Source organism: Variovorax sp. DXTD-1, assembly GCF_003984625.1.
In the GTDB taxonomy this organism is placed as follows: Bacteria; Pseudomonadota; Gammaproteobacteria; order Burkholderiales; family Burkholderiaceae_C; genus Variovorax.
This window is the reverse complement of the sequence record NZ_RWKH01000005.1, coordinates 147,596-158,765: the sequence shown is the minus strand read 5'-3', so window position 1 is coordinate 158,765 and position 11,170 is coordinate 147,596. Positions and strand designations below refer to the sequence as shown.

The 11,170-nt window shown below is 68.2% G+C and carries 10 protein-coding genes and 1 riboswitch; of the genes, 1 reads left to right on the top strand and 9 read right to left on the bottom strand.

Annotation, left to right across the window (positions count from 1 at the left end; translation table 11 throughout):
• Positions 1–47: 47 nt before the first annotated feature.
• On the bottom strand, positions 48–2,813 hold the full coding sequence (metH, locus tag EJI00_RS06655) for a methionine synthase (protein ID WP_260590476.1): 2,766 nt from the start codon (positions 2,811–2,813) through the stop codon (positions 48–50).
• A gap of 25 nt (positions 2,814–2,838) precedes the next feature.
• A riboswitch (S-adenosyl-L-homocysteine riboswitch) is annotated at positions 2,839–2,944 on the bottom strand.
• A gap of 48 nt (positions 2,945–2,992) precedes the next feature.
• A complete protein-coding gene (locus tag EJI00_RS06650) occupies positions 2,993–3,448 on the bottom strand; it encodes a PACE efflux transporter (protein WP_126746683.1) in 456 nt (151 codons plus the stop codon).
• Positions 3,449–3,553: 105 nt separating this feature from the next.
• On the opposite strand from EJI00_RS06650, the gene EJI00_RS06645 reads away from it, so the two are divergent.
• On the top strand, positions 3,554–4,471 hold the full coding sequence (locus tag EJI00_RS06645; protein ID WP_126746682.1) for a LysR family transcriptional regulator: 918 nt from the start codon (positions 3,554–3,556) through the stop codon (positions 4,469–4,471).
• Here EJI00_RS06645 and EJI00_RS06640 read toward each other — a convergent pair whose 3' ends face one another.
• From EJI00_RS06640 to EJI00_RS06610, 7 genes are all read right to left on the bottom strand, one after another.
• Positions 4,472–5,269, bottom strand: a complete 798-nt coding sequence (locus EJI00_RS06640) for an SH3 domain-containing protein (protein WP_126746681.1) — start codon at positions 5,267–5,269, stop codon at positions 4,472–4,474.
• An 87-nt stretch (positions 5,270–5,356) separates the two neighbouring features.
• Complete coding sequence (locus EJI00_RS06635; RefSeq protein WP_126746680.1) at positions 5,357–6,406, bottom strand: homocysteine S-methyltransferase family protein; 1,050 nt, start codon at positions 6,404–6,406, stop codon at positions 5,357–5,359.
• A gap of 48 nt (positions 6,407–6,454) precedes the next feature.
• Positions 6,455–7,270 carry an N-formylglutamate deformylase gene (gene hutG, locus EJI00_RS06630; RefSeq protein WP_126746679.1) on the bottom strand — a complete coding sequence of 272 codons (816 nt, stop codon included), beginning with the start codon at positions 7,268–7,270 and terminating at the stop codon, positions 6,455–6,457.
• A 5-nt stretch (positions 7,271–7,275) separates the two neighbouring features.
• Entirely contained in the window at positions 7,276–8,661 is a 1,386-nt protein-coding gene (locus EJI00_RS06625; RefSeq protein ID WP_126746678.1) for a formimidoylglutamate deiminase, read from the bottom strand.
• Positions 8,658–9,908: an imidazolonepropionase gene (hutI, locus tag EJI00_RS06620; RefSeq protein WP_126746677.1), complete on the bottom strand. Its 1,251-nt coding sequence runs from the start codon at positions 9,906–9,908 to the stop codon at positions 8,658–8,660. Before hutI ends, EJI00_RS06625 begins: the two co-directional genes overlap by 4 nt.
• Before the next feature lie 24 nt (positions 9,909–9,932).
• Complete coding sequence (locus EJI00_RS06615) at positions 9,933–10,502, bottom strand: HutD family protein (RefSeq protein ID WP_126746676.1); 570 nt, start codon at positions 10,500–10,502, stop codon at positions 9,933–9,935.
• Positions 10,499–11,167 (bottom strand): amino acid ABC transporter permease, encoded by a 669-nt coding sequence (locus tag EJI00_RS06610; protein WP_126746675.1) that lies wholly within the window; start codon positions 11,165–11,167, stop codon positions 10,499–10,501. The genes EJI00_RS06615 and EJI00_RS06610 overlap by 4 nt, the downstream gene beginning before the upstream one ends.
• Positions 11,168–11,170 lie beyond the last annotated feature (3 nt).

Here is an 11,170-nt window from a genome sequence, read left to right as displayed (position 1 = left end):
TCTGAATAACAACTCCCGGCGCCGGTCGGCCATGCCGGCCGGCAGGTTCAAAGGTTCGGCGCCAGCAGGCGCTCGAGATCGGATTCGCTTTCCTTGCGCCGTGCGGCCTGGTCCTGCAGCTGGTCGTGCCCGATCTTGCCGACGTTGAAGTACGTCGAGTCGGGGTGGCTCAGGTAGAAACCACTGACGCTGGCGGCGGGCATCATAGCGAGGCTTTCCGTCAGGGTCATGCCAATGTCCGCGCAGTTCAGAAGGTCGAACATCGGGCGCTTCACGCTGTGGTCCGGGCAGGCCGGGTAGCCCGGCGCGGGGCGGATGCCGCGGTATTTCTCCGCGATCATGTCTTCGTTGCTCAGGCCCTCGTCGGGTGCGTAGCCCCAGAGGTCGGTACGCACGCGGTGGTGCAGCGCCTCCGCAAAGGCTTCGGCCAGGCGGTCGGCCAGCGCCTTCAGCATGATGGCGGAGTAGTCGTCGAGGTCGTCGATGAAATACTTTTCTTTCTTTTCGACACCGAGGCCCGCGGTCACCGCGAACACGCCCACGTAGTCTTTCAGGCCGCTTTCCTTGGGCGCGACGAAATCGGCCAGGCAGCGGCTCGGCCGCGTGACGCCGTCGATCACCTGCTTCTCGGTCTGCTGGCGCATGCCGTACCAGGTCATGGCAACTTCGCTGCGCGTCTCGTCGGTGTAGAGCTCGATGTCGTCGTCGTTCACCGTGTTGGCGGGCCAGAAGCCGACCACGCCGCTTGCGCTGAGCCAGCGGCCCTCGATCAGGCGCTTGAGCATGCGCTGGCCGTCGGCGTACACGCGCACGGCCTCGGTGCCCACGATCTCGTCTTTCAGGATGGCGGGGAACGGGCCGGCCAGGTCCCAGGTCTGGAAGAAGGGGCCCCAGTCGATGTACTTCGCGAGCTCGGACAGGTCGAAGTTCTTGAACACGCGCCGGCCGATGAACTTGGGCACGGGCGGCGTGTAGTGGGTCCAGTCGATGGGCGTCTTGTTGGCGCGCGCCTTGGCCAGCGGCCACATCGGCACCTGCTTCTTGTTGGCGTGCTGCGTGCGCACCTTCTCGTAGTCGGCGTTGATCTCGTCGATGTACGCGGTGGCCTGGTCGCTCAAGAGGCTCTGCGCCACGCTCACGCTGCGCGAGGCATCGGGCACGTAGACCACCGGGCCTTCGTAGTGCGGCGCGATCTTGACGGCCGTGTGCACGCGGCTGGTGGTGGCGCCGCCAATGAGCAGCGGAATCTTCTTGATGCGGAAGTGGTCGTCCTTCTGCATTTCGCCGGCCACGTATTGCATTTCTTCCAGGCTGGGCGTGATGAGGCCGGAGAGGCCGACGATGTCCGCGCCCTCGACCTTGGCCTTGGCCAAAATTTCGTGGCACGGGACCATCACGCCCATGTTCACCACTTCGAAGTTGTTGCACTGGAGCACCACGGTCACGATGTTCTTGCCGATGTCGTGCACGTCGCCCTTCACCGTGGCAATGATGATCTTGCCCTTGGTGCGCACGTCGCGGCCCGCGGCCTCGTCCTGGCGCTTTTCTTCCTCGATGTAGGGAATGAGGTGGGCCACGGCCGACTTCATCACGCGCGCCGACTTGACCACCTGCGGCAGGAACATCTTGCCCTGGCCGAACAGGTCGCCCACGATGTTCATGCCGTCCATCAGCGGCCCTTCGATCACGTGCAGCGGGCGCCCGCCCTTGGCAAGGATCTGCTGGTAGGCCTCTTCGGTGTCCTCGACGATGAAGTCGGTGATGCCGTGCACCATGGCGTGCGACAGGCGCTGGTTGACGTGAACCGGGTGCTCGGGCGTGCCGCGCCATTCGAGCTTCTTGCTGTCGTCCTTGGCGCCGCTCTTGGCGGTTTCGGCCACTTCGACGAGGCGCTCTCCCGCAGTCATGACGGGCTCGCCTTCGGCGATCCGTGGCCGCCGGTTGAGCACCACGTCTTCCACGCGCTCGCGCAGGGTCGGCTCCAGGTCGTCGTACACGCCCACCATGCCGGCGTTGACGATGCCCATGTCCATGCCCGCCTTGATGGCGTGGTACAGAAACACGGTGTGGATGGCTTCGCGCACCGGGTCGTTGCCGCGGAAGCTGAAGCTCACGTTGCTCACGCCGCCCGACACCTTGGCGCCCGGCAGGTTCTCCTTGATCCAGCGCACGGCGTTGATGAAGTCGACCGCGTAGTTGTCGTGCTCCTCGATGCCGGTGGCAATCGCGAAGATGTTCGGATCGAAGATGATGTCCTCGGGCGGAAAGCCCACCTCGTCCACCAGGATGCGGTAGGCGCGCTCGCAGATTTCGATCTTGCGCTCGTAGGTGTCGGCCTGGCCCTTCTCGTCGAAGGCCATCACCACCGCGGCGGCGCCGTAGCGCCGCACGAGCTTCGCCTCGTGCTTGAACTTGTCGACGCCCTCCTTCATGGAGATGGAGTTGACGATGCCCTTGCCCTGGATGCAGCGCAGGCCGGCCTCGATCACTTCCCACTTGGAGCTGTCGACCATCACCGGCACGCGCGCGATGTCGGGCTCGCTGGCAATCAGGTTCAGGAAGCGGACCATCGCGGCCTTGCTGTCGAGCATGGCCTCGTCCATGTTGATGTCGATGACCTGCGCGCCGTTCTCGACCTGCTGGCGCGCGACGGCCAGGGCCTCTTCGAACTGGCCGTTCAGGATCATCCGCGCGAAGGCCTTGGAGCCGGTGACGTTGGTGCGCTCGCCGATGTTGACGAACAGCGACCCGGCATCGATGGCCACCGGCTCGAGGCCGGACAACTTCATCGGGGGAACGGAGGGCGTGGACATGGAGCTCACCTGTGCAGGAAAAAACGTCAGGTGAGCGTCGTTTGCGGCTTGCGCCCTGGCGAACAGAGCGCCTTCCAAGCCTGACGGCGGGCCTCTTGATGTGGGCCGCCGCTGCAACGCTCCTTGGAAGGGAGCGCAATTTTACCGGCTGCGGCAAGAGCCGCGGCCCTTGGGGATGTTCAGGCCCCCTGCCCGGCCGCCCTGGCCTGCCCGATGGGCGCGGCCGAAGCCGGCAGGCCGAACACCCGGTCGAAGGCCCAGTTGAAGACGAAGGTGTAGACCAGGAAGAACACCACCAGCCCCAGGTCCATCACCAGCGCCTGCCAGAGCGTCACGCCCAGGCCCCAGGCGAACAGCGGCACCAGAAACGCGATCAGCCCGCCCTCGAAGCCGATGGCATGCGCAACGCGCCGGCGCACGCTGCGCCCGCGCACTGCCTGGCGCGACTCCCAGCGCTCGAACAGGGCGTTGAAGACCAGGTTCCAGATCACCGCGATGACCGAGGCGGCCACCGCCAGCACACCGGAGTGGCCCAGCCCGGCGTCCGTCATCAGTGCCAGGCCGGCACTGGCGGCCACGATGGCGATCCCTTCGTAAAGGGTGATGTAGACGATGCGACGCTGAAACCCCTGCATGAACATTTCCTCTGGCAAATGAAGGTGAGGGCTGGACTTTATTTGCTTTGTTCTGATATAAAAAGTTAAGTTATTTCAATTTAATTGATAGATCGGAGCGGCTGAATGGCCTTTTCCAGCGACACCGTCGAAGTCTTCCTGTCCGTGATCGACCACGGCTCCTTTTCGGCGGCAGCACGCGCGCTGCACAAGGTGCCTTCGGCCGTCAGCATGGCCATTGCCAACCTGGAGGCCGAACTGGCGCTGCCGCTTTTCGACCGCAGCGGCCGCGAGCCTCAGCCGACCGCGGCGGCCCGCTCGCTGGAGCCGCAGGCGCGGCTATTGGCGGCCCAGTTGAAGCAGCTGCAGGTGCAGGCGCTGGCGCTCACGCAGGGGCTCGAGAACCGCCTCACGCTGGCCATCGCGCCCGAGCTGCTGGCGGCGCCGTGGAGTGCGCCGCTGGCTGCGCTGGCCGAGGAATATCCGCTGCTGCAGGTCGAGGTGCTGGCTGCTCCGCAGGCCGACGCGCTGGCGCTGCTGCACAGCGGGCGCGCGCAGCTGGCGCTGGTGTTCGAGCGCCCGAGCCTCGATGGCCGCGAAGGTTTTCAGGAAGTGGGCAGCGACACCATGGTGGCCGTGATGGCGCCGCACCATCCCGTGCTGCTTGCGGCGGCCGGCGAGCGCCTGCGCGAAGAACACCTCACCAACACCCGGCAGATCGTGGTGGCCGGGCGCGACCTGGCGACGAGCGACCCACGCTTCGTGTTCGCGCGCCACGTCTGGCGCACCGACAACGCGCTGGCCGCTCTCAGCCTGATCACCGCCGGGCTCGGCTGGGGCTGGCTGCCGCGCAACTTTGCCAAGCCCCACGTGGCCGCGGGTGCGCTGGTCGAGATTCCGTTCGAAAACTTGAGCAACGGGCTCGACCTGTGGGTCGACGTGGTGTGGTCGCGCGAGCGGCCGTTGGGGCTTGGGGCTCAGCGCTTCGTGGCGCTGATTGCGCGTGACCGGCAGGCCGCGGCGGGGATTGCGTCCGCGGGCTAGCTAGTCGCGGTGGCCGTGTCCGCCGCCCTTGCCGCCGCCGCCGTGACCTCCGCCACCCTTGCCGCCGCGTTCATCGCCGCCGTCCGGGCGTCCGCGCCCACCTCCACCGCCGCCTCCACCACCGCCGGGCCGTCCGCCTCCCTGATGCATTTGCGGCTGGCCGGGCGGTGGCCCGGGCCGGAAGGCCGGCTGGGGCCGGGGCGGCTTGAAGCCCGGGTCGGCCGGCGGACGATAGCCCGGCCCCGGCTGCGGTGGGCGGTAGCCCGGTGCGGGTTGCGGGCGGACGCCGGGCCCCGGCGCGGGCTTGAACCCCGGGCCCGGCCAAGGCTTGGGCTGCCAGGCCGGCCGCACGGGCGGCGGCGGACGCCAGCCGGGCATCGGCGGCGGCGGTGGCCGGCTGCCCCACCAGCGCCGTTCGCCGTACCAGGGGCGGTCGCGGTAGTAGTCGGCCCAGTAGCTCCCGATCACGAATGTCACGACGGGAACGCCGATTACCGCGGCGTAGGTTGCCAGCGGCACGCGCCGCTCCTGGTAGGCGTAGTCGAGGCTCCTCGCCCAGACCCAGCCGCGTCCGCCGTCGGGCAGCACCACGTCGCACCAGCTGTAGCCGCCGGTGCAGCCGATCACGTCGAGCGGCTGGCCCGGCCCGAGCCGCGCCACCAGCGGGTAGTCGCCCGAGGGGCCGGCGCGCATGTTGACGGTGCCGCGCGTGAAGGCCTGCTGCGCTGCGGCAGCGAGCGGCAAGACCAAGGCCATCGCGCCGACGCCGATCCAGCGTATGGAAAGTTTGTTGTTCATGATGAGGCTTCCTTTGCGCAGCCAGCGTAGGCGGCGGCACGGGGGCCGTCAATCAGCCGAGGACGCGAAGCCCCGGGCGAGCCGCGGCTACGCTGCTTCGCGGTAGAAGCCGACGTTGTTGTTCAACAGCCGTCCGGGCAGCGGCGTCACGGCCTTGCCGATGGCCGCGATGTGGTCCGGCGTGGTGCCGCAGCAGCCGCCGACGATGTTCACCAGCCCTTCGGCCGCAAACTCGTGCAGCAGCCGCGAGGTGACGTCGGGCGTCTCGTCGAAGCCGGTTTCGCTCATCGGGTTGGGCAAGCCGGCGTTCGGGTAGCAGCTGATGAAGGTGTCGCCCGCCACCTTGGCGAGTTCCTGGATGTAGGGGCGCATCAGCGCCGCGCCCAGCGCGCAGTTGAGCCCGACGGCCAGCGGCTGCGCATGGCGCACGCTGTGCCAGAACGCGGTCACGGTCTGGCCGCTGAGGATGCGGCCCGAGGCGTCGGTCACGGTGCCGCTGATGATCAGCGGCAGGCGCTGGCCGCTGTTGTCGAAATACTCGTCCACCGCGAACAGCGCGGCCTTGGCGTTGAGCGTGTCGAAAATCGTCTCGACCAGGATCACGTCGGCACCGCCCTCGACCAGCGCTTCGGTCTGCTCGTAGTAGGCCGCGCGCAGCTGCTCGAAGTCGACGTTGCGCGCGCCCGGGTCGTTCACGTCGGGGCTGATGCTCGCTGTCTTGGGCGTCGGGCCCAGGGCGCCGGCCACGAAGCGGGGCTTGTCGGGCGTGCTGAACTTGTCGCAGGCCGCGCGCGCGAGCTTGGCCGATTCGAGGTTCATCTCGCGCGCCAGGTGCGCCATCTTGTAGTCCTCCTGCGCGATGGTGGTCGCGCCGAAGGTGTTGGTCTCGATGAGGTCGGCGCCCGCCGCGAGGTAGCCCTCGTGGATGTCGGAGATCACGTCGGGCCGCGTCAGCGAGAGCAGCTCGTTGTTGCCCTTCACGTCGCGCTCGAAATCCTTGAAGCGCTCGCCGCGGTACTGCGCCTCGGTGAGCTTGAAGCGCTGGATCATCGTGCCCATGGCGCCGTCGAGGATGGCGATGCGCTTTTCGAGGATGCCGGCAAGTGCCTGGCCGCGGGTGTAGACAAGGGGCTTCATAGCCCCCGATTGTAGGAAGCGGGGCTGCCCCTGGCGGCCGTCAGTGCTTTAGCGGCTTTCGACGAATGCCAGCACCGCCTCGATCATGCGCCGCACATGCGGCTGCACGCCGGCCGCCACCTCGGGCAGGTAGTCGAAGGGCAGCTTCTCCTGCATGTAGCTCGACTGCGTCATTTCCAGCTGCACCGCGTGCACGCCGGCGGTGGGGTTGCCGTACTGGCGTGTGATGTAGCCGCCGGTGAAGCGGCCGTTGAGCACGCCGGTGTAGCCCGCGGCCGATTCGGCAATGCCCAGCAGCGTGGCGGCCAGCGCCGGGTCGCAGCTCGCGCCCTTGCTGGTGCCCAGGTTCAGGTCGGGCAGCTTGCCTTCGAAGAAGCGCGGCAGCACGGAGCGGATCGAATGCGCGTCCCACAGCGCGATGGTGCTGTGCGCGGCCTTCAGGCGGTCGAGCTCGGCCTGCAGCTGCTGGTGATAGGGCCGCCAGATCGCTTCGCGCCGCGCGGCGACTTCTTCGTCGTCCGGCAGGTTGTCGCTCGATGCATAGACCGGCGTGTCGTCGAAGGTGTCGACCGGGCACAGGCCGGTGACGCTCTGGCCCGGGTAGAGGCTGGCGCCGTCCGGCGGACGGTTCAGGTCGATCACGTAGCGCGAATGCGTGGCAACGAGCACCGAGGCGCCGAGTTCATCGGCAAAGTCGTAGAGGCGTTCGAGGTGCCAGTCGGTGTCGGGCACGTGGCGGGCCTCGTCGGTGAAGCGGGCGGCAAGCGCGGGCGGCACATGGGTGCCGACGTGCGGCATGGAGATCAGCAAGGGACGCGTGCCCTGGCGAAAGCGGAATGCGGGTTCGGTGGTGGTGAAACTCATGGGGCTCAATTTTCCAGAAGAAGCTGGCCGCGCGCGGCGACGAATGCGGCGGCGGCCTCGTTGTGCAATGCGTGGCGGCCCGCCTCCACGCGCGTGCGGCCCGCCACCCACACGGTATCGACGGCGGAAGTGCGGTGGCTGGCAAAGACGTGCGACGACAGCATGTCGGGCGCTGGCAAGCCCTGCAGCGCGAGCTGCGCGGCATCGAGCACGACGAAGTCGGCTTGCTGCCCCACCGCCAGCCCGCCGATGGGCCGGCCCGAGGCCTGTGCGCCGCCGCGCACCGCTTCGAGCGTGAGCGCGGTGGCCACGTGCGGCTGCGCCGTGCTCGCGCCGACGTTGCGCTGCCGCTTGCCCAGGCGCTGGCTGTACTCGAGCATCAGCAGCTCTTCGGCCGCGTTCACGGTGGCATGGCTGTCGGAGCCCACGCCCCAGGCGCCGCCATGGTGGCGCCAAGCCGAAAAGTCGAAGATGCCATCGCCGAGGTTGGCTTCAGTGGTGGGACACAGGCCGGCCACCGCACCGCTCTTTGCGCCGCGCTCGTATTCGGCCATGTCCATGTGCGTGGCATGCACCAGGCACCAGCGCGCATCGACCGGCGCGTGATCGAGCAGCCAGGCCACCGGGCGTTGGCCGCTCCAGGCCATGCAATCGTCGACTTCCTTGGTCTGCTCGGCAATGTGGATGTGGATCGGCGCGGCGGAGTCGATGGCTTCGAGACCCGCCACGGCTTCGCGCAGGGCATCGGGGGGCACGGCGCGCAGCGAGTGCGGCGCAAGGCCCAGCTGGGCGCCCTGTACATCGCACACGGGCTTGAGCGCATCGAGCAGGCGCAGCATCGAATCGGTCGAGCGGATGAAACGGCGCTGCCCGTCGTTGGGCGGCAGGCCGCCGAAGCCGCTGGTCTGGTAGAGCACCGGCAGCAGCGTGAAGCCGATGCCCACCTTTTGCGCGGCGCGCAGCAGCGCGAGGCTGAGCGTTGCGTCGTCCGCATAAGGGCGGCCGGCGGCATCGTGGTGCACGTATTGAAACTCGCACACGCTGGTGTAGCCGGCTTCGAGCATTTCGGCATAGAGCCAGGTGGCAATGGCTTCCATGTGCTGCGGCCCGAGGCGCGCGACAAAGCGGTACATCAGCGTGCGCCAGCTCCAAAAGCTGTCGTGCTGCTCGGCGCGGTGTTCGGTGAGGCCCGCGAAGGCGCGCTGGAAGGCGTGCGAGTGCAGGTTGGGCATGCCGGGAATCACGGGGCCGTTTGCCACCTGCGCGCCGGCGGCCGGCTGAGCTGCGGCCTGCACCTGCGTGAGCTGGCCGGCATCGTTCCACGACAAGAGAACGTTGCTGGCCCAGCCATCGGGCAGCAATGCGTCGGCTGCAAACAGCGTGCGCGTCATGCGGCGGCTCCCACGGCAATGCGGCCCTGCCGAACCACGGTGCGCACCGGGCGCTGGCCGAACCAGTAGGCCAGCTCGGCCGCTTCGCGCACGTTCCACAGCACGAAGTTGGCGGGCATGCCTGCGGCGATGGCGCCGTGCGTGTGCTGCAGGCCCAGCGCGCGCGCCGCGTGCACCGTAACGCCGGCCAGCGCCTCAGGCACGGTCAGGCGGAACAGCGTGCACGCCATGTTCATCATCAACAGCAGGCTCAATGCGGGGGAAGTGCCGGGGTTGTGGTCGGTCGACACGGCCATCGGCACGCCGGCGGCGCGCAGCGCCTCGATGGGCGGCAGGTGCGTGTCGCGCAGCGTGTAGTAGGCGCCGGGCAGCAGCACGGCCACGGTGCCCGACCGGCGCATGGCCTCGATGCCCTCGGCCGACAGATGCTCGATGTGGTCGCACGACAGCGCACCGTAGCGTGCAGCGAGCGCGGCACCGCTCATGTCCGAGAGCTGCTCGGCATGCAGCTTGACGGGCAGGCCCAGTGCTTTCGCGGCCTTGAAGACCTGCTCGGTTTCGGCCAGCGAAAAGGCGATGCGCTCGCAGAACACGTCCACCGCATCGACCAGCCCCTCGGCCGCGAGCGCGGGCAGCATCTGGCTGCAGACAAGATCGATGTAGTCGCCGCTGCGGCCCGCGTATTCCGGCGGCAGCGCATGGGCGCCGAGAAAGGTGGTGCGCACGGTCACGCCGTAGGCCTCGCCAAGGCGCCGCGCCACGCGCAGCTGCTTGCGCTCATGCGCGAGCGAGAGGCCGTATCCCGACTTGATTTCGATGGCGCAGACGCCATCGGCCAGCAGTTGCTCGAGCCGTTGCGCGGCCTGCGCGAAGAGCGTGTCCTCATCGGCTTCGCGCGTGGCGCGCACCGACGAGACGATGCCGCCGCCCGCCTTGGCCACTTCTTCGTAGCTCGCGCCTGCAAGCCGCATCGCGAACTCGTTGGCGCGCTGGCCGCCGTAGACCAGGTGAGTGTGGCAATCGACCAGGCCCGGCGTGACAAGTGCGCCGCCGCCGTCGTGCGGTGCAAGGCCGGCAAATTCGGCGGGCAGCGCCTCGCGCGCACCTACCCAACGAATCGTGCCCCCTGCCACCGCGATGGCGGCATCGGCCGCGGCTTCGGGTGCGGTGCCCGGAGCAGCACCGGGCGCCAGGCGAAGGCCGGTCCAGAGGCCATCGGCCAATGGGAACGAAGTTGCGGATGTCATGGGTCTCTTTCGGTATTCCAGAGCTTACGCCGGCACGATGCGAACCGCTGCCAACCGCGCGCCTTCGTCTTCCGGCACGGCATGCCACGCCTGCGCGTCTTCGGCCCAGTACACGCCCTCGCCCTCGGCGCGCGCTTCGCCGTTCAGGCGCCACGTGCCGCGCAGCGCAAGCAGCACGCCGTGCGGCGCGGGCTCCACCACCGAGGGCTCGGCAAGCACCTGCACTTCGGCGCGCCACCGGCCCCGGCGCGCCATGATGTTGAAGTCGTTCGACGCACCGCCGAGCAGCGCGCAATCGATCGGCTCGTCGCCGCTGAAAGTGAACGGCCGGTGCGGTGCGTCGAGCCGGTGGTCCGTTCGCCCGTCCGGCGTGAACAGCCGCACGCCGTCGCCTTCGAGCAGCATGATGCTGCGGTCGACGCCTTCGAACACCGAGAAAGGCCCCGGCGCCGCAATGGTGGCGATGCTCGCGCGCCAGCTGAAGTCGTCGAGCCCCGCGCCCTCGGGCCAGCTGACGATTTCCTGCGTGGTGCCGCCGCCGTTTTTCCAGGGCCTGGCCGGCAGCTCGGTGCGGGAGAAGCGGACCACGTTCATCGCATCAGCCCGCCTTGCCGCAGCTTCTGCTCGAAGTGCCGGAGCACCAGCGTCATCGTGCCCGTGAGCACGAAATACACGAGCGCGATGGCCAGGTACACCTCCAGCGAACGGTAAGACACGCTGATGATCTTCTGCCCTTCATGCATCACATCGTGAATGGTGAGCAGCGACACCAGCGCCGAGTTCTTGATGAGCGCGATGAACTCGTTGCCCAGCGGCGGGATCATGCGCACCACGGCCTGCGGCAGCACGATCTCCCGCATGGCTGTGGCAGGCGTCATGCCCAGCGACTGGGCCGCGAGGGTCTGGCCCTTGTCGATCGACTGGATGGCACCGCGCACGATCTCCGACACATACGCACCCGAATACACGCCCAGCCCCAGCACGCCGCACAGGAAGGCCGGCAGCAGGATGCCGAAGTGCGGCAGGCCGAAGAACAAAATGAACAGCTGCACCAGGAGCGGCGTGCCGCGAATCGCCGCCACGTAGGCCGTGCATAGGCCGTAGAGCCAGCGCCGCTTCGGGTTGAGCCGCCCGATGCCGACCACGAGGCCCAGCACGCAGCCGAGGGCGAGCGCGCAGGCGGTGATCTCCACCGTGACCAGCGCACCGCGCAGCAGGTCGGGCCAGCCTTGCCAGACCGGCGAGAAATCGAAATCCATGAG

Coding starts and splice junctions, on each gene's coding strand:
- hutG (WP_126746679.1), bottom strand. CDS start 7,270: ATGAGTTTCACCACCACCGAACCCGCATTCCGCTTTCGCCAGGGCACG.
- EJI00_RS06645 (WP_126746682.1), top strand. CDS start 3,554: ATGGCCTTTTCCAGCGACACCGTCGAAGTCTTCCTGTCCGTGATCGAC.
- EJI00_RS06635 (WP_126746680.1), bottom strand. CDS start 6,406: ATGAAGCCCCTTGTCTACACCCGCGGCCAGGCACTTGCCGGCATCCTC.
- EJI00_RS06615 (WP_126746676.1), bottom strand. CDS start 10,502: ATGAACGTGGTCCGCTTCTCCCGCACCGAGCTGCCGGCCAGGCCCTGG.
- metH (WP_260590476.1), bottom strand. CDS start 2,813: ATGTCCACGCCCTCCGTTCCCCCGATGAAGTTGTCCGGCCTCGAGCCG.
- EJI00_RS06610 (WP_126746675.1), bottom strand. CDS start 11,167: ATGGATTTCGATTTCTCGCCGGTCTGGCAAGGCTGGCCCGACCTGCTG.
- EJI00_RS06640 (WP_126746681.1), bottom strand. CDS start 5,269: ATGAACAACAAACTTTCCATACGCTGGATCGGCGTCGGCGCGATGGCC.
- EJI00_RS06650 (WP_126746683.1), bottom strand. CDS start 3,448: ATGCAGGGGTTTCAGCGTCGCATCGTCTACATCACCCTTTACGAAGGG.
- hutI (WP_126746677.1), bottom strand. CDS start 9,908: ATGACATCCGCAACTTCGTTCCCATTGGCCGATGGCCTCTGGACCGGC.
- EJI00_RS06625 (WP_126746678.1), bottom strand. CDS start 8,661: ATGACGCGCACGCTGTTTGCAGCCGACGCATTGCTGCCCGATGGCTGG.